The organism is Leeia oryzae DSM 17879, from assembly GCF_000376945.1.
Taxonomy (GTDB): domain Bacteria; phylum Pseudomonadota; class Gammaproteobacteria; order Burkholderiales; family Leeiaceae; genus Leeia; species Leeia oryzae.
The window spans coordinates 198,123-216,192 of record NZ_AQXU01000021.1 but is presented as its reverse complement, the minus strand read 5'-3'; the positions used below and the strand labels follow the sequence as shown (position 1 = coordinate 216,192).

At 59.0% G+C, this 18,070-nt stretch carries 15 protein-coding genes, 1 pseudogene and 1 riboswitch; of the genes and pseudogenes, 13 read left to right on the top strand and 3 right to left on the bottom strand.

Annotated elements, in window-relative coordinates:
* The first annotated feature begins 48 nt into the window (after nt 1-48).
* A complete protein-coding gene (locus F552_RS0108530; protein ID WP_018151318.1) occupies nt 49-927 on the top strand; it encodes a DMT family transporter in 879 nt (292 codons plus the stop codon).
* Here the strand turns inward: F552_RS0108530 and gcvA are convergent.
* On the bottom strand, nt 924-1,847 hold the full coding sequence (gene gcvA, locus F552_RS0108525; RefSeq protein WP_018151317.1) for a transcriptional regulator GcvA: 924 nt from the start codon (nt 1,845-1,847) through the stop codon (nt 924-926). The genes F552_RS0108530 and gcvA overlap by 4 nt on opposite strands.
* A gap of 129 nt (nt 1,848-1,976) precedes the next feature.
* On the opposite strand from gcvA, the gene F552_RS0108520 reads away from it, so the two are divergent.
* The 3 genes from F552_RS0108520 (at nt 1,977) to ydiJ (ending at nt 7,437) form a co-directional block, all read left to right on the top strand.
* Nucleotides 1,977-3,017 carry a DUF1338 domain-containing protein gene (locus F552_RS0108520; RefSeq protein WP_033375074.1) on the top strand — a complete coding sequence of 347 codons (1,041 nt, stop codon included), beginning with the start codon at nt 1,977-1,979 and terminating at the stop codon, nt 3,015-3,017.
* A gap of 10 nt (nt 3,018-3,027) precedes the next feature.
* Entirely contained in the window at nt 3,028-4,302 is a 1,275-nt protein-coding gene (locus F552_RS0108515; protein ID WP_018151315.1) for an aspartate aminotransferase family protein, read from the top strand.
* Nucleotides 4,303-4,371: 69 nt separating this feature from the next.
* The gene (gene ydiJ, locus F552_RS0108510) at nt 4,372-7,437 is read left to right on the top strand and encodes a D-2-hydroxyglutarate dehydrogenase YdiJ (protein WP_018151314.1); all 3,066 of its coding nucleotides are present in this window, start codon (nt 4,372-4,374) and stop codon (nt 7,435-7,437) included.
* An 80-nt stretch (nt 7,438-7,517) separates the two neighbouring features.
* On the opposite strand, the gene F552_RS0108505 is transcribed toward ydiJ, so the two are convergent.
* Complete coding sequence (locus F552_RS0108505; protein WP_018151313.1) at nt 7,518-7,727, bottom strand: hypothetical protein; 210 nt, start codon at nt 7,725-7,727, stop codon at nt 7,518-7,520.
* A gap of 29 nt (nt 7,728-7,756) precedes the next feature.
* On the opposite strand from F552_RS0108505, the gene F552_RS0108500 reads away from it, so the two are divergent.
* The 7 genes and pseudogenes from F552_RS0108500 to thiD all read left to right on the top strand — a co-directional run bounded on the left by F552_RS0108500 (nt 7,757) and on the right by thiD (nt 14,832).
* Nucleotides 7,757-8,401: a helix-turn-helix domain-containing protein gene (locus F552_RS0108500; protein WP_018151312.1), complete on the top strand. Its 645-nt coding sequence runs from the start codon at nt 7,757-7,759 to the stop codon at nt 8,399-8,401.
* Nucleotides 8,402-8,619: 218 nt separating this feature from the next.
* Nucleotides 8,620-8,717, top strand: a riboswitch (TPP riboswitch).
* A gap of 152 nt (nt 8,718-8,869) precedes the next feature.
* Nucleotides 8,870-10,657, top strand: a pseudogene (thiC, locus tag F552_RS0108495) (phosphomethylpyrimidine synthase ThiC); the annotation flags it as partial.
* Entirely contained in the window at nt 10,657-11,787 is a 1,131-nt protein-coding gene (locus F552_RS0108490; RefSeq protein ID WP_018151310.1) for an FAD-dependent oxidoreductase, read from the top strand. The pseudogene thiC and the gene F552_RS0108490, both read left to right, overlap by 1 nt.
* Nucleotides 11,784-11,981 carry a sulfur carrier protein ThiS gene (thiS, locus tag F552_RS0108485; protein WP_018151309.1) on the top strand — a complete coding sequence of 66 codons (198 nt, stop codon included), beginning with the start codon at nt 11,784-11,786 and terminating at the stop codon, nt 11,979-11,981. The genes F552_RS0108490 and thiS overlap by 4 nt, the downstream gene beginning before the upstream one ends.
* A 144-nt stretch (nt 11,982-12,125) precedes the next feature.
* Nucleotides 12,126-12,959: a thiazole synthase gene (locus F552_RS0108480; protein ID WP_018151308.1), complete on the top strand. Its 834-nt coding sequence runs from the start codon at nt 12,126-12,128 to the stop codon at nt 12,957-12,959.
* A 404-nt stretch (nt 12,960-13,363) separates the two neighbouring features.
* Nucleotides 13,364-14,023 carry a thiamine phosphate synthase gene (thiE, locus tag F552_RS21095; protein ID WP_373280220.1) on the top strand — a complete coding sequence of 220 codons (660 nt, stop codon included), beginning with the start codon at nt 13,364-13,366 and terminating at the stop codon, nt 14,021-14,023.
* Complete coding sequence (gene thiD / locus F552_RS18860; RefSeq protein ID WP_018151306.1) at nt 14,020-14,832, top strand: bifunctional hydroxymethylpyrimidine kinase/phosphomethylpyrimidine kinase; 813 nt, start codon at nt 14,020-14,022, stop codon at nt 14,830-14,832. The genes thiE and thiD overlap by 4 nt, the downstream gene beginning before the upstream one ends.
* 178 nt (nt 14,833-15,010) lie before the next feature.
* On the opposite strand, the gene F552_RS20025 is transcribed toward thiD, so the two are convergent.
* Nucleotides 15,011-15,601 (bottom strand): tetratricopeptide repeat protein, encoded by a 591-nt coding sequence (locus tag F552_RS20025; RefSeq protein ID WP_018151305.1) that lies wholly within the window; start codon nt 15,599-15,601, stop codon nt 15,011-15,013.
* Between the two features lie 185 nt (nt 15,602-15,786).
* Here F552_RS20025 and F552_RS18850 point away from each other — a divergent pair, with 185 nt between their 5' ends.
* Both F552_RS18850 and F552_RS0108455 read left to right on the top strand, forming a co-directional pair.
* Nucleotides 15,787-16,548 carry a prolipoprotein diacylglyceryl transferase gene (locus F552_RS18850; RefSeq protein ID WP_169333584.1) on the top strand — a complete coding sequence of 254 codons (762 nt, stop codon included), beginning with the start codon at nt 15,787-15,789 and terminating at the stop codon, nt 16,546-16,548.
* Complete coding sequence (locus F552_RS0108455) at nt 16,541-17,965, top strand: radical SAM protein (protein WP_018151303.1); 1,425 nt, start codon at nt 16,541-16,543, stop codon at nt 17,963-17,965. The genes F552_RS18850 and F552_RS0108455 overlap by 8 nt, the downstream gene beginning before the upstream one ends.
* The last annotated feature ends 105 nt before the right edge of the window (nt 17,966-18,070 follow it).

Here is an 18,070-nt window from a genome sequence, read left to right as displayed (position 1 = left end):
ATATGTGCCTCCAGCGTTTGATGGCGGCTTGAGTTAAGGTTGTTCCGAATGTCTTCCCCCTCCCGTGTGAATACCCTGGCGCTGGTCTCTTTGCTGCTGGGGGCGGCCAGTATCGGTTTTGCGCCTATTTTCCCGCTGTTCAGTGATGTTGGTCCGATTGCCATTGCCGCCTGGCGCATGCTGCTGGCCACACCGTTCCTGTTCTGGCTGTGGCGGCGTTCGCCCGGTGAAGGCGAGCAAAAGGTCAGCCTGATGATTGTGCTGGCGGCCCTCTGCTTTGCCGGTGATTTGTCGCTGTGGCATGCCTCTTTGCGGCTGACCTCGGTGGCGCATGCCACCCTGATCGGGGCTGTTGGCCCGCTGCTGATGACGCTGATAGCCTGGCTATGGCTGAACGAGCCGCTGCAATGGCGCACCTACGGTGTGGGCTTGCTGCTGGCGGTGATCGGCATGCTGATGCTGCTCTGGCCGCACATTGTGGCGCCGAGCCCGGACATGCCGCATGCCGGCTGGGGGGACTTCATCGCCTTTGTGTCGGCCTGCATGTACACCGGTTACCTGCTGGCCCTGAAAATGGCCCTCAGAAAGCACAGTACCTTGTGGGTGATGTGGACCAATACGCTCATTGGCGGGGTGATGCTGCTGGCGTTGTCGTTGGGTGTCGAACCCAACTGGCTGCCGGGGTCACTGGTGTTGTGGTGGCCACTGCTGGCACTGGCGCTGGTGTGCCAGATCATCGGCCAGACCCTGATCGCCAGTGCCATGCAGCGGCTGACGGCCGGGTTTTCTGCCATTGGCCTGTTTGTGCAACCGCTGGTGGCGGCCATTGCTGCTTGGCTGCTGTTCAACCAGACACTCACGACCGGCCAGCTGCTGGGCGGGGTGCTGATTCTGGGCGGGATTCTGCAGGCGCGCCGAGGCAGTTAGGCTGTGTGGTCTGCGGCACAGCACGCCAGCAGCCAGTCTTTGAACGCCTTGATCTTGCCGATGTCTGCCCGGGCCTCCGGGTAGACCAGATAGTAGGCGTGCCGGCTTTCAACCGTTTGATCAAACGCCTTCACCAGCCGTCCGCTGGATAACTCTTCCTGAATCAGAAATTCTGGCAGTACCGCCATGCCGAACCCGGCAATCGCCGCCTGGATCACCATATGAAACTGTTCAAAACGCGGCCCGCGCACGCCGGTCTGCTGGGATAGCTGCTGGGCTTCCAGCCATTCCGGCCAGGCTTGCGGCCGGGTGGTGAGCTGCAGCAAGGTAAAGTCTTGCAGGTCAGCCGGCTGCAAGGGGAGCGGACGGTCTGCCAGCAGCGATGGCGCACACACCGGGATCATCGATTCGCCCATTAGCCGATGGCAGACGGCGCCCGGCCAGGTGGGCAAGCCAAAGTGGATGGCCACGTCGGCATGGTGGTTGGCAAAATCGAACGGCCGGACTTCGGTGGAGAGCTCCAGTTGGATATCCGGATGCTGGCGGCTGAAGTCGCCCAGACGGGGGATCAGCCAGCGGGAGCCAAACGTCGGCAGCAGGGCGATTTTCAGGATGCCGGCTTCGCCGTTGTAGGCCATCACCTGCAAGGTGGCGGCTTCTGCCCGGTCTATCAGGTCGCGTACGGCTTTGGCGTACAGGTCGCCGGCGGGCGTCAGGACCAGCCGCTGTTTCACCCGCTGGAACAGGGCTTGTCCCAAGAAGTCCTCCAGCAGGCGGATTTGCCGGCTGACCGCGCTTTGCGTCACATGCAGTTCGTTGGCGGCACTGGTAAAACTCATGTGCCGGACGGCAGCTTCAAAAAACTGCAGGGCAGTCAGGGAGGGGACGATTCGGCGCATGGTCAGGTCATGAGTTTTCATTATGATCTTTCAACTATACATCGCTTGCGAGGGATTGGGTAGTCCGACACACTACCCAGACACAAATGCAGGCAGCAACACGGTTTCTGCCTGCCATGACTGCCCCCTTTTGATGAGAGAGACGTGAACATGCAAGCAATGCAACCGCAAGAATCCCAGCTTTGGTCATTACTGGAATCGGTACTGGGTGCCGGCAAAACCCAGGCGCTGTTCCAGATGATCGAAGTACCGACAGCCGCTCTGGTACCGGTCAAACCGAACGTGTCACGACTGGTATTGGCACAAGCCATGAACATGACCCTGTTTGACAAAAACCTGCAAGCCGTACCGGAAGGCAAAGCCTATGTGGATGACAAGGTCGCGCGTGGCGGCAAGGTGGTGTTTGACCATGGCGCCTTGCGGACCGTGCTGATGGCGGACATGGGGCAACTGCCAGCCGGGGAGCTGGCGTTCAAGCGGGTACTGGAACCCCTGGGGTTTGCGGTGGCGGGCGTGTATCCGCTGCCAAAGCTGCGCATGACCGGCCGCGCGTATGCGCATCTGGATGCGCCAGAAGAGATCGCCCAGTTCTTTGTGTCTGAACTGCACGTAGACCAGTTTACGCCTGCGTTCCAGGCGGCGGTGGGTCGCGTGGTGGGTCAGTCGGCCGACCCGCTGACGGCTGACGATGTGCAATTGCTGGCCCGTTTGCAGGCAGAACACGCCTTGCCGACAATGGAAGCCGTGCGTCTGCTGCCCAAACTGGTCGGCTGTTTTGACGTGCAGCACCCGCTGCCAGCGCTGGCGGATTATGAAACCATTCTGGCGGAGTCTGCCGAGATGGCCTGGATTACCACCGAGGGTAACTGCTTTAACCATGCCACCGACCACGTGCCGGACGTGTTTGCGCTGACGGAAGAGCAGGCGGCGCTGGGCCGGTCGATCAAGCCGCAGGTAGAAGTCTCCAGCGATGGCACCGTACGCCAGACCGCTTTCCGCGCCGCGCAGGTGCAGCGCCGCTTTGTTGGCCCGCAAGGAGAGATCGTCGAGAAAACCGTACCGGGCTCGTTCTACGAATTCATTACCCGTGACCGCATCGTGGATGCCCAAAGTGGCGAAACCCGTCTGGACTTGCGCTTTGACAGCGGCAACGCCCAGGGGATTTTCAAAATGACCGCGGCCATGTGCTAAGGAGACTGCCATGACGACCACTGCACAGCTGAACCAGTTGCGGGCCGATTCGGTCAGCCAGGGCATCAAGACCCTGCATCCGGTGTATATGGACCGGGCCGAGAATGCCTTGGTATGGGATACCGATGGCAAGCAGTATCTGGATTTTGTCGCCGGGATCGGGGTGCTGAACACCGGCCACCGCCACCCGCGTGTGATGGCGGCCGCCATGGCACAAATGGAACGCTTTACTCACAGCTGCTTTAACGCCATGCCGCATGCACCGTATGTGCAGCTGACCAGCCGGCTGGCCCAGCTGTGCCACATGCTGGATGACCCGCGCACCATGCTGACCAGCAGCGGGGCCGAGGCCATGGAAAATGCCATCAAGCTGGCGCGGGCGTTTACCCGCCGTACTGCCATGATTGCCTTTGATGGCGGCTTTCACGGGCGGACGCTGGCGACGCTGGCGCTGACCGCCAAGGTCAAGCCCTACAAGCACCATCTGGGCCCGTTGCCCGGCCCGGTTTACCATGCCGCTTTTGCCAGCCCGGACAATGGCGTCAGCCGCGAAGCCGCCATGGCCTCGCTGGAACGGCTGTTCAAGGTGGAGATTGACCCGGCAGACGTCGCTGCGATTGTCATCGAGCCCATCCAGGGCGAAGGTGGCTTTTTGCAGGCCGATACCGGTTTCTTGCAAGACCTGCGCCAAGTCTGCGACCAGCACGGCATTCTGCTGATTGTGGACGAAATCCAGAGCGGGTTTGGCCGTAGCGGCAAGTGGTTTGCCATCGAGCACAGCGGGGTCCGGCCGGACTTGCTGGTGATGGGCAAAAGCCTGGCTGGCGGCTTCCCGCTGGCAGCCGTGAGTGGCCGCGGGGCGGTGATGAACTGCCTGCCGCCCGGTGGCCTGGGTGGCACCTATGCCGGCAATGTGGTGGCGTGTGCGGCGGCGCTGGCGGTATGCGATGCCATGGTAGAGGAAGACCTGCTGACCCGTGCCAATGAGATTGGCGAGCGGATCGACACGCATTTGCGCGCCATTGCCGCCGGCCCGGCTGGCCGTCATCTGGGGGCCATCCGTGGCGTCGGGGCGATGCGGGCGTTCGAGATCGTCACCGACGGCAAACCGGACGCCGCCAAGCTGCAACGGTTGCTGGTGCTGGCCCGTGACAACGGCCTGTTGCTGATTGCGGCCGGAGAACATGGTAACGTGATCCGCCTGTTGCCCCCGCTGACCATGCCGCTGACGCAGCTTGATGACGGCTTCCAGCGTCTGGCCAGCAGCCTGGCGGATCTGGTTTAATCCGTCACTCGCCATACCGGGCAGGGTCTACCTGCCCGTTTTTCAGCTGTTTTTTGTAAAGTAAGCTCCATGATTCCTCGCCTTGTCCCGGATGCGCCGGTGTTACCGATCCATGCCGAATTCCTGACCGAGCTGACCGTTCACGGTTTTGCCGGGGAGGTTAGTGACCAGTACGCCGACCGCCTGCTGCCGTCGACCGATAATTCGATCTACCAGCGGCTGCCGGATGCGGTGGTTTACCCCAGACACACGGCCGATGTGGTGCTGCTGGCCAGACTGGCCGCCCAGCCGCGCTTTTCTGCCGTGGTGCTGACCGCCCGTGGTGGCGGAACGGGTACCAACGGACAGTCGTTGACCAGCGGCATCGTGGTGGATATCTCCCGCCACATGAACCGGATTCTGGACATCAATGTGGAAGAACGCTGGGTGCGGGTGCAGGCAGGCGTGGTCAAGGACCAGCTGAACGCGGCGCTGGCCGGGCACGGGCTGTTTTTTGCACCGGAGCTGTCTACATCTAACCGTGCGACCATTGGCGGCATGATCAATACCGATGCCAGCGGTCAGGGGTCGTGCCTGTATGGCAAAACCCGTGACCACGTGCTGACGCTTTCTACCGTCTTGCCGGATGGCACCCTGTGGGAAAGTACGCCGCTGGACGGAGAGGCGCTGGACGACGTCATGCGCCGGCCAGACCGGGTGGGGGACATCCACCGGCTGCTGGACAAGATTCACGATACCCGCCAGGCGGACATCGAAGCGTGTTTTCCCAAACTCAACCGCTGCCTGACCGGTTATGATCTGGCGCACATTTACGATGCGCATGGCCGCTTTGACCTCAACGCCATTCTGTGCGGCTCGGAGGGGACGCTGGGCATGGTGGTGGAGGCCCGCCTGAATGTCTTGCCGATCCCGACCTGCTCGGCGCTGGTGAATATCCGTTACCCCAGCTTTGATGCGGCGCTGCGCGATGCGCCGGCGCTGATGCTGCAGCAAGCGTCTTCCATCGAGACGGTGGACGGGCTGGTGCTGCAACTGGCACAGCAGGACAGCGTCTGGCACGGAGTGCGGGCGTTCTTCCCCGACAATGCCGACGGTACCCCGACTCAGGGTATCAATCTGGTTGAATGTCTGGCCATGGATGAAGACAGCCTGCAACAGCAACTGAACCGTTTTACCCGCTATCTGGCAGGGGAAGACGGCGGGGGGCGCACCCATCTGGGCTATACCATTGCTCGTGGCAGCGCCGACGTCGGACGCATCTGGGGGATGCGCAAGAAGGCGGTCGGTTTGCTGGGCAACGCCAGTGGCGGGCGCCGTCCGGTGCCGTTTGTGGAGGACACCGCCGTACCGCCGGAGCATCTGGCGGACTACATTGCCGAGTTCCGCGCCCTGCTGGACCAGTACGGCCTGCGTTACGGCATGTTCGGCCATGTGGATGCCGGGGTGTTGCATGTCCGCCCGGCGCTGGACCTGAAAGACCCGGATCAGGAGGTACTGATCCGCCAGATTACCGACGGGGTGGCGGCACTGACCCATAAATACCATGGCCTGTTGTGGGGTGAACACGGCAAAGGCTTGCGTTCCGAATACGCGCCCCGTTTTTTTGGCCCGCTGTACCCGGTGTTGCAGCAGATCAAGGCCTGCTTTGATCCGCACCACCAGTACAATCCGGGCAAGATTGCCACCCCCACGGGCAAGGCGCTGACCCGGCTGGACGAAGTACCGTTACGGGGGCAGTTCGACCGCCAGATCCCGATTGCGGTGCGGCAGCAATACGACGAAGCGCTGCATTGCAACGGCAACGGTGCCTGTTACAACTATGATCAGGACGACGCCATGTGCCCGTCCTGGAAAGTCACCCGCGAGCGTCAGCATTCACCCAAGGGCCGGGCCTCGCTGGTGCGCGAATGGCTGCGGCTGCTGGCCGGGCAAGGCCATTACCCGCAGGTATCGCTCGGGTCCGGTTGGGCCAGCGTGGCGCGGGTGCCGAAGCAGGTGTTCCATACGCTTTCCCGCCGGCTGGGGCAGGCGGACTTTTCGCATCAGGTCAAATCGGCCATGGATGGCTGTCTGGCTTGCAAGTCGTGTGTGGGGCAATGCCCGATCAAGGTGGATGTGCCGACCTTCCGGGCCAAATTCCTCTATCACTACCATCAGCGCTATCTGCGGCCGGTCAAGGATTATGCCGTGACGGCACTGGAGTTTGTGGTGCCGGTGCTGGCCAAAGCGCCCTCGCTGTATAACCTGCTGACGCAGAGCCGGGCCGGGCAATGGGGCTTGCGCCGCATCGGTCTGGTACACACGCCGGCCATGGCCACGGTAGATGTGCTGGCGCTGGCCAGGCAGCAGGGGGTGCAGATGGCATCGCCCGCCGCTTTGCGGGCGCAGCGCAGTGAAGACCTGGCCCGTAGCGTGGTGATTGTGCAGGATGCGTTTACCCGCTTTTTCGAGCCGCAAGTGCTGCTGGACCTGATCGAGCTGATCCGGCAGCTGGGTGGCAAACCCTGGCTGGCACCGCTGCGGCCCAATGGCAAACCGCTGCATGTACATGGTTTTCTGGGCTGGTTCCAGCGCGTGGCCAGCCGTAACGCGGCACAACTGAAAGCGCTGGCCGGAACCGGCGTGCCGCTGGTGGGGGTCGACCCGTCGATGACGCTCACGTACCGTTCCGAATACGCCAAGGCCTTGCCGGATGAAGACTTGCCGGCGGTACAACTGGTGCAGGAATGGCTGACGGACTGGCTGACTCGCCATCCGTTACCGGCGGCTGCAACGGTATCCGCACCGGCCTGGTTACTGCCCCACTGCAGTGAAAAAACCAACGTGCCGCAGGCAGCCAGCCAGTGGCAGCAGGTGTTTGCGGCCATGGGCGTCACGCTACAGGTGCCTAAAACCGGTTGTTGCGGCATGGCGGGTACCTATGGGCACGAAAGCCAGCATCGTGCCACGTCTGCCACCATTTATGACCAGAGCTGGCGCAAGCAGGTCGAAGACCCGTCCAAGGCGGGCCAGTTGATGGCCACCGGTTATTCTTGCCGCTGCCAGAGCCAGCTCGAAAGCGGTGCCAGCCTGCCGCATCCGGTGTCGGTACTGAACCGGCTGCTCAAGGCAAGGACGACTGGTACGCTGGCCTAGCACGGTCTCTGCGCCGGGCCCATCTCTCTCCCTGCACAATGCCTCAGGTGTGACGCCGCCGGGGGCGTTGTCATGTCAACTTAGTGTCGGCGAAGGTTGGCTGTTGCCCGACAATCTGCCTTTGGCACACCTTCTGTGCCTGCGCTGGTCATGGTGCAGATCGCTCGTTCGCCCTTGATGATGGTGTTGGGCAAGCCGCTGATTTGCTTGATTTGTTTCCAATAATAAACATTGTGATGATGTTCATCCGGAAGAAGCTGTTTGGCAACGATTTTGCGGGGTGCTACCATAGCGAAAACAAACCATTTGCAGGAACCGTATGGAAGTCAAAATCAGCAAGCCGAAAAAGCTGGATACCGAAGCACTGGCCGGTTTCGAGGCGAATGATGCCTCCTTTTCGACCTCGCTGGGCGCACGGGTCCGAAAGGCGCGTCAAGAGCAGGCGCTGACGCTGGAGAACGCCAGCAAGCTGTGCGGCGTGTCCCGTTCGACCCTGTCCAAGATCGAAAACGAACAAATGTCACCGACCTTTGACGTGCTGCAGAAGATCGTCGCCGGGCTGAAAATCGAGTTCAATTCGCTGTTTGGTACCGCAACCGGTCCGACCGCCAGTGGTCGCCGTGCGGTCACGCGGCAGGGTGAAGGCGAACGTTATGCGCAAGGCAAGGCCTACAAATTCGAGGTGCTGGCCAACGAACTGGCACACAAGGTGATGCTACCTTTCCGGATCACCATCACCGCACGCAGTCCGGAAGACATTGGCAAATGGTCCCGCCACGAAGGCGAAGAATTCATCTATGTGCTTTCCGGTAGTCTTCGGGTGTATACCGAGCTGTATACCCCGGTCGATCTGGGGCCTGGTGATAGCATTTACTACGATTCCAAGATGGGCCACGGTGCCGTTTCAACCAGCGAGGAAGACGCCGAAGTGCTGTGGATGACCACCCAGCGTCCTAGCATCTAGATCAACCCGTTTCAGGCATTGCCGGGCGTTTCTAGCCCGTGCCTGCGAGTGACCTCCATCCTGCATGCGCGCCGTCTGGCGCGGGTAGTGCGGGGTGATCTACCCTGGTATTTATTCGTTTATTTCCAATCGGAAACACCTCTCGCGTTCATTCGCCCACTGGTCGCATGGCCGATAAATGGTACTTGCACGACCCGCCAAAGCCATGCTCTAATAAATTAACGAAACAGGGGTGCTCCACGGCAGTGGGGCTGAGACGTTACCCTTTGCACCCGAACTGGATAATACCAGCGTGGGAAGTTTTCGAAGTCCATCCAGATTTTTCCAAACAGGTTTCCATACCGGAAACCGTCAGACTGGGTGTACCGCGTAAGCACTCTTGTTTCTCACCACACACAAGAGGATGCCATGAACGCGATTACACACCCGACCATCGACACACTGATCCGCCCGACTCCACTGCCTGCTTCCGAGAAAAAGTACATTCAGGGCAGCCGTGACGACTTGCGCGTCCCGTACCGCGAGATTTCCCAGACCGACACCCGCCTGGGCGACAAGGTGGACAGCAACCCGCCCATCCCCGTGTATGACTGTTCCGGCCCCTATACCGACCTGAGCCAGGCCATTGATCTGGCGCGCGGTCTGCCGGCCTTGCGTGCAGCCTGGATCGACGAGCGTGGTGATACCGAATGGCTAAGCGGCCCGACATCGGCATTTGGCCAGGCTCGCCTGATCGACCCGGCGACGAAAAACCTGCGTTTCGAGCATATCCGTCCGCCACGCCGTGCCAAGGCCGGTGCCAACGTTAGCCAGATGCACTACGCCCGTCAGGGCATCATCACGCCAGAAATGGAGTTCGTGGCCCTGCGCGAATCGATGAAACTGGCTGAGCTGCGGGCCGACCCGCGCTACGCTGGTCTGCTGCGTCAGCACGCCGGCCAACCACTGGGGGCCAATATTCCGGACGAGATGACGCCAGAGTTTGTGCGTCAGGAAATCGCCGCCGGCCGCGCCATCATCCCGGCCAACATCAACCATCCGGAGCTGGAGCCGATGATCATCGGGCGCAATTTCCGCGTAAAAATCAACGGCAACCTGGGTAACTCGGCCGTGACTTCCTCGCTGGCCGAAGAAGTCGACAAAATGGCCTGGGGCATCCGCTGGGGCGCGGACACCATCATGGATTTGTCCACCGGCAAGCACATTCACGAAACCCGCGAATGGATCCTGCGCAACGCACCGGTACCTATCGGCACCGTGCCGATTTATCAGGCGCTGGAAAAAGTCGGCGGCAAGGCCGAAGACCTGACCTGGGAACTGGTGCGCGATACCCTGATCGAGCAGGCCGAACAAGGCGTGGATTACTTCACCCTGCACGCCGGCGTGCGCCTGGCGTATATCCCGATGACCGCCAGCCGTCTGACCGGTATCGTCTCCCGCGGTGGCTCCATCATGGCCAAATGGTGTCTGGCGCATCATCAGGAAAACTTCCTGTACACCCATTTCGACGAAATCTGCGAGATCATGAAGGCGTACGACGTGTCGTTCAGCCTGGGCGACGGCTTGCGTCCGGGGGCAGTGTACGACGCCAACGACGAAGCCCAGTTCTCTGAACTGCGCACGCTGGGCGAACTGACCCAGAAAGCCTGGCAACACGACGTACAGGTGATGATTGAAGGCCCGGGTCACGTGCCGATGCAGCGTATCCGCGAGAACATGGACGAAGAACTGAAACATTGTTTCGAAGCCCCGTTCTACACCCTCGGCCCGCTGGTCACCGACATCGCCCCGGGTTACGACCACATCACCAGCGGCATCGGTGCCGCCCAGATCGGCTGGTATGGTACCTCCATGCTGTGTTATGTCACCCCTAAAGAACATCTGGGTCTGCCAGACAAAGAAGACGTGCGTGTCGGTATCGTGACGTACAAGGTCGCCGCCCACGCGGCCGATCTGGCCAAGGGCTGGCCGGGCGCCCAGCTGCGCGACAACGCGTTGTCCAAGGCGCGCTTTGAGTTCCGCTGGGAAGACCAGTTCAACCTGAGCCTGGACCCGGAACGTGCCCGCGAATACCACGACGCCACCCTGCCGCAGGAAGGGGCCAAAACCGCCCATTTCTGCTCCATGTGCGGGCCAAAGTTCTGCTCGATGAAAATCACCCAGGACATCCGCGAAGCCACGGCTAACGGCCAGTTCGAAGGCATGCAGCAAAAGAGCATCGAGTTCCTGAAAAAAGGCGGCGAGGTGTACCTGTAATGACGACCCGTGCAGAGATCGCCGTCCTCGGTGGCGGCTTGCTGGGCCGGCTGACCGCACTGGCGCTTCGCCGGCAAGGACGGCAGGTTGCCCTGTATGACGCCGCTGGCCCGGCCGGCGAGGGTGCTGCGGCCTTTGTGGCCGCCGGCATGATCACCCCGATGGCTGAAGCCGCCGTGGCGGATAACGATATCGTCGCCATGGGGTTCGATAGCCTGGCGCGCTGGCCGCAGCTACTGGCCACCCTGACCCGCCCGGTGTTCTACCAGCACAAGGGTACGGTGGTGGTCTGGCACCGGCAGGAACAGGCCGAGGCCCACCAGTTTGTCGCCATGGTGCGCCAGCATTCGCTGACCGGGCAAAAAACCGACAGCATGCAGCGACTCGATGCAGCCGGTCTGGCAGCACATGCCCCCAGCCTGGCTGACCGTTTCTCAGAGGGGCTGTACCTGCCGGATGAAGGACAAGTAGACAACCGTCAGGTGCTGGCCGCCCTGGCCGATACGCTGGCCGCAGAAGGCGTTACCTGTCACTGGCAGTATCCGGTGGACGATACTGCCTTGCCGCCGGCCGGTCTACACATCGACTGCCGCGGGCTGGGTGCAAAAGCCCGCTGGCCGGGGTTGCGCGGGGTACGCGGCGAAGTGCTGCGCCTGTATGCGCCAGACGTCCAGCTCGGCCGCATGGTACGCCTGCTGCACCCGCGCTATAGCCTGTATCTGGTGCCGCGTGCAAACGGCCGCGTGGTCATGGGCGCCACCACGCTGGAGTCCGAAGACATGTCGCCGATGAGCGTGCGCTCCGCGCTGGAGATGCTCTCCGCCGCCTACGCCGTTCACCCCGGTTTTGCCGAGGCCCGCATCGAAGAAATGTCTACCCAGTGCCGCCCGGCCTTGCCGGACAACAACCCGGCCATCCGGGTACAGCTGCAGACCGGTCAGACCGTCATTGCGGCCAACGGGCTATACCGGCACGGCTTCTTGCTGGCCCCGGTGGTAGCGGACGAACTCGCTGCTCTGGTCCGCCAGCTGGATAACGAGCCTGATGCGCAGCTAGCCTTTGCCCGCCAGCATCAGCAAACCGCCTGGCCCGCCCTGTACGGCAGCCACTTGCAACGGGAGGCCGCATGAAGCTGTGGATCAACGGCGAAGAAAGAACCCTGCCAGACGTGGATACCCTGCAAAGCGCCCTGGACCAGATTGGCGCCGTGCCACCCTATGCGGTCGCCGTCAACGCCAGCTTTGTGCCGCGTAGCCAATACGCACAGCTGCAAGTACAAGCCGGGGATGCCATCGAAGTGGTGCAGGCCATGGCCGGTGGCTAACAGGACTTGGCGGGGGGCTATTGCTTTGCGTCATCCCTCTACTGCTTTCGCACCACAGGGGGATGGAACGACATGATATCCCCTTAAAGGGCATCCACTAACACAAGCAAATTCGACCGATCACCGGAGAATCTGACAAGCACTATGAACGATACTTTTTCCTTATACCGGCAAGCCTTTGCCAGCCGCATGCTGCTGGGCACGGCACGCTACAACTCGCCACGCATTCTGCAACAGGCCGTAGAGGCTGCCCAACCCGCCATGCTCACCGTCTCTGTAAGGCGTCAGACGCAAGCGGGCCAAACGGATAGCGGGCAACCGTTCTGGCAATTGCTGCAAACGCTGGGGGTACCGTTACTGCCCAATACCGCGGGTTGCCACTCGGTGCAGGAGGCCATTACCACGGCCGAAATGGCCCGCGAGCTGTTCGATACCCCGCTGATCAAGCTCGAAGTGATTGGTGACGACGACACCCTGCAACCGGATCCTTTCGGCCTGGTCGAGGCCGCAGCTTATCTGGTCAAGGCCGGGTTCAAGGTGCTGCCGTATTGCACCGATGATCTGGTGTTGTGTCGTCGCCTGCTGGATGCCGGATGCGAAGTCTTGATGCCCTGGGCCGCCCCGATCGGCACCGGGCAAGGCCCGCGCAATCCCGGCGCGCTACAGACCTTGCGCCAGCGATTTGCCGATGTACCACTGATTGTCGATGCCGGGCTGGGCTTGCCCTCGCACGCGGCGCAAGTCATGGAGTGGGGTTTTGATGGCGTGTTGCTGAACACCGCCGTCGCCCGGGCGGTAGACCCGGTCCGCATGGCTGGTGCGTTTGCCGCTGGCGTACGCGCCGGGCGGGATGCCTGGCTCGCCGGCCCCATGCCGGCGCAGCTGCAAGCAGCCCCCAGTACGCCGGTGCTAGGTACGCCGTTCTGGCATCAGCAGCCTGCACAACCATCGCTGGCCGAGGTGCGCGCATGGCCGTAACCCTGGAACACCCCGAGCAAAACCTGACCGTGTATCCGCTGGCTCGCCGTCTGGCCCCGTTGCCGGATCACCCGGTGCCAGACTGGCATCTGACAGAGTCAGCCCCGGGCGAGACTGCAGACCCGCACACCACCGTCTGGCTGACCGCGCAAGAAGATGACCGATTGCAAGACTGGCTGACCCGCGGTGGCGCTGCCATCGTGACTTGGCAGGACGGTCCGTATGCGATGATGACTTGCTGCTACCAGGGGCAACGCTACCGGTTGTCCAGCCTGCAGGGGGCGCTGCTACCGGAAACCCTGGCCGCGTTTCTGTGCCACGGTTTTGATCTGCACGATGCACTGGTACTGGCGTGTGCCTGGCAGGGAGAAGACTGGCCAGATACCCTGAGCAACTATCCGCTGCTGGGGGACTACCCGTTATCAAACCAGGCGTTTGCACCATGCCCGACCGCGCTGGGCGTATACCCGGTGGTCCCAACCGCAGACTGGATCGGCAAACTGTTGGCACTGGGCATTCGTACCGTGCAGCTGCGCTGCAAGCATCCGGATGCTGCCGTGGTGGAGGCCGAAGTCAAACAGGCTGTTGCCATCGCGCGCACATACGACCGGCCGGACGACCCGGTACGGCTGTTCATCAACGATCATTGGGAAATCGCGGTGGCGTGTGGGGCCTATGGCGTACATCTGGGGCAAGAAGACCTGCAGGACGCCTCGCTGGACGTTATCCGGGCCGCCGGTCTGCGACTGGGGGTATCCACCCACGGCTACTTCGAGATGCTGCGCGCGCATGCCATTCGTCCCAGCTATATCGCCATGGGGGCCGTGTTTGCCACCCCCACCAAGCAGATGCCAACCCAGCCGCAAGGTGTGACCAAACTGCAGCATTATGTCGACCTGATGCGCAGCCATTATCCGCTGGTGGCCATTGGCGGCATTTCGCTGGCAGAAATGCCCATGGTGCAGCAGTCCGGCGTCGGCAGCATCGCGGTGGTACGGGCCGTCACTGAGGCAACCGATTTGCCCGCCGCTGTCGCCGCCCTGCAAGCGGCAATGCAGGGATGAAGCAGCGCGAGTTTGCCCGGGTGCTGAGCATCGCCGGTTCCGACCCCAGTGGCGGCGCCGGCCTGCAAGCCGACCTGCGCACCATCGCGCAACTCGGGGGCTACGGCATGGCCGTCCCCACGGCGCTCACCGTGCAGAACTCCAAGGGCGTCAGCGCCGTGTATCCCGTCGATGTCGCCCAGCTCGAGGCACAAATCGATGCCCTTTGCGAAGATACCCCGCCGCACGCAACCAAGCTCGGCATGCTGGTCGATGCCGCGCGCGTACGTTTGATCCACCACTGTATCCAGCGCTGGCAGCTCCCCAACGTCGTGTGCGACCCAGTGATGATCTCCACCAGCGGCAAAGCCCTGCTGGATGAAGCCGGCGTGCAGGCCCTTTTACAGATGTTACCCATCCTGACCCTGATCACCCCCAACGTCCCCGAAGCCACCTGTCTGACCGGTTTGCCCGTCACCGATACCGCCAGCGCCGCCGCCGCCGGTCAGCAATTGATCCGCCAAGGCGCCAACGCCGTACTGGTCAAAGGCGGTCACGTCACTGGCCAGCAGATGACCGATGTCCTGTGCATGCGCGGTGCCCCGTCACCCCTGTATTTCACGGGCCCGGTCATCCACAGCCAGAACACCCACGGCACCGGTTGCACCCTGTCATCCGCCATTGCCACCGCCTTGGCTCGTGGATTCCCCCTCACGGAAGCGGTACGGGTTGGAAAAGACTACCTACAACAAGGCTTGCAAGATAGCGTCGGCATCTGGAATGGCAGTGGCCAAGGTGGGTTCATGTCCTGTCCTGCAGCACTAAAATAGTGATAATGGCATTTAGCCGACAGCCCTTGCAGGTTGAATAGGGAAACGCGGAATCCATCAAGAGCTTTGGCATGACAGCAAAGGAAGCAGAATAAAAGTAGTAATAAGATTCTGACACCTCTTGGCAACGTATGCCCAATCAATGGCGCAGTTCCATGTAAGAAGTTTTTAGCTGTCTTCAGTACGGGTGGAATTGACTACACAAAATTGTGATTAGCAACATAAAAAATAATATGGTTAATACAATGCTTAGCAAGGTATAAGCAATAAATGCTGCAGTCACATGCAAGAAGCTCTTCGCCTTATCATGACGTTGCTCGCGAATATGATTGTCTTTTAGGGGGGTAAAGCTGGTTCTGGCACGTAATAACTTTGCCATTTGTTCATCTTTAGGAACGCCTAAACCCAGTCGGTAATTTTCAGACATGATATAGACGGCCTCAGGCAATCCTTGCTGTGATGCTTTGTGACACCAGCGCGCGGCTTCTGAGAAACTTTGCTCGACACCTGTTCCATTAGCAAAAGCCTTAGCGAGTGCAAGCTGTGATATGGCATCACCAGATTCCGCCTGTTGGCGTAACAAATCATTTGATAGTTCTGATGCCGAACTTTCTGTTATGTTGGGTTCTTGATGCCTGATTAAGTCAACTTCTGCTGGAAATTCTTTTTTAATGGCTTTTCTAATTTTAATTAGCAGTTGGTAAAAAAAGACAACGATACCTATGAATACGAAGAGCACAAGTGCAATGTAATAAAGAAATGAGTGCATTCGGAAAACCTGCTTTTCGTGAAATGTGGTCAAAACCCAAATGGTTATGAAAGCTTTTGCAGGGAATATTTCACTTGGGAAGTACGTCTACCCCGCAGGAAATAGTAGATTCTTATGTTGTTTGAGTAATGATTTTAGCATGCGCATATGATTTTATCTGTGTTGAAAATGCATGTATCATATCTATGATGTTAATCATTACAATCTCTCAGCAGTCGTCTATCGTATTGCATGTATTTTTTCAGTGGCTTGGTATTGCTACAGGAACCTATTTATTCCATCAAAACAAGAAATTGGCGGGCAATGAATTCATTCACCGTCATGCCTGGCTGCTGATCTTCATTGCACTCAGCGGGGCTGGATTGGGCTTGAAACTGGTATCTTTTATTGAAGAACCGCTGTCTTATCTCCATGCAAAAAGCGTGATAGCCCTGGCGCAAGGAGGAGGGACCATCGTGGGGGCCATGCTGGGTGCTTATCTGTTTATTGAAATGTACAAACGGTATTGCGGCATTCAGCGTTCTACCGGTGATCTCTTGGTATTCGGCCTCATGTCGGGTATCGCGATTGGCCGTATAGGGTGCTTCCTGGCTGGTAAATATGATGCAACTTACGGCGTGGAAACAACATTGCCATGGGGGATTGATTTTGGCGATGGTATAAAACGTCATCCGACCCAAATTTATGAAGTCTTGTTTTTGACCGGGTTCATGGGGGTCTTGCGCTTATTGTCCGCTAGGCTACTGCAGCATAATGGCCTAATGTTTAAAGTATTTGCTGCTGGATATATGGCATGGCGGCTATGTATCGACAGTATCAAGCCGGTTCCGTTTGCCTACCATCTGCTAGGCATGAACTGGAGCGGGATTCAATTGGTCGCATTTGCTGCATCTCTCTGGTTTGTAATTCGCATATATTTCACTGTAAAAGTCCCGGCTCATGGATAGAAAAGAACGTCCTTATCTGTTTTACGATACAACCACAGCCCTGTGTGGGACCTGCCTGCGAACCATCCAGGCACACGTGATTTTTCGGGATGACCACGTGTATATGGACAAGTGGTGCCCCGTACATGGAGAAGAGCGTGTACTCCTGTCAGATGACATCACGTATTACAAGCAGTGCAGAGAGGTTTACATCAAGAAACCAGAGATGCCGTTTTACTTTAATACAAAAATGGAGTTCGGCTGTCCATATGATTGCGGCTTGTGTCCTGACCATATGCAGCATTCCTGCTTGTCTATTATCGATATCAATGAGGAGTGCAATCTGGAATGCCCCGTCTGTTATGCAGAATCGGGGCCCAAAAAGCAAAACCACAAGACACTGGAGGCTGTACGCAGAATGCTGGATGTTGTGGTTCGCAATGAAAAGGAACCCGACGTGTTGCAAGTGTCGGGCGGTGAGCCGACCCTGCATCCCCAGTTTTTCGAGATACTAGACGAAATTAAAACCAGGCCAATCCGACATGTCATGATTAACACCAATGGTATTCGTCTGGCCAAAGATATGGCGTTTGTCGAGCGATTGGCGACCTATAAGCAAGGTCTGGAAATTTACCTGCAATTTGACTCTTTGAGAGATGATCGGCTCAAAGTACTGCGTGGTGCAGAACTGGCGAAAATTCGGGAGCAGGCGCTTGCCAATCTGAACCGGCTCAATATATCGACCACCTTGGTGATGATGGTGAAAAAGGGGCTGAACGATGATGAAATCGGTCCGGTTATTCAGCATGCGCTGGGCTATGCTTGCGTCCGGGGGGTGACCATTCAGCCTATTCAGCAAGCCGGGCGTGTTGAAGATTATTCATTTGCAAAGCATAAACTCACCATCTCAGAAATTCGCCGCAAAATTGCCGAGCAAAGTAGCGTTTTCAGTCTGGAGGACGTTATTCCTGTTCCCTGTAATCCGGATAATCTGGCCATGGCTTACGCATTGAAACTGGATAATGACGTGATGCCTTTGTCTGGGTTGGTTGACCCTGCCATCTTGCTGGAAGCCTCAAAAAATACAATTGTGTTCGAGAGCCAGCCCGGACTCAAGGAACATATTTTCAAGACGTTTTCAACCAATCTGGATGCCGCGGGCCAAGCCAATTGCCTCTCTGAGTTAATGTGCTGCTTACCAAAAATTCAGCACGTCAATCTGAGTTATGAAAATGTGTTTCGGGTGCTGATTGTGAACTTTATGGATGCAGATACCATGGATATCCGTGCCTTGAAGAAGTCATGCATTCATTTTGCTACCGAAGAGAAGATGATCCCGTTTGAAGCATACAATCTGTTTTATCGCTCTGCCGAACAACGCCAAAAACTTGGGCAGATTCGAGAAGAAGTTATGGCGTTTTACCAGCGGCGCAAGTAACACGCCAGCAGGAATCAACGCTCGCTAAACGGGGTAATCAAGTTTCACCGGTCGAAAACAAACCGGGTCGAGGTTGCAAAAAAGAAGCCCGGCTCACACCGGGCT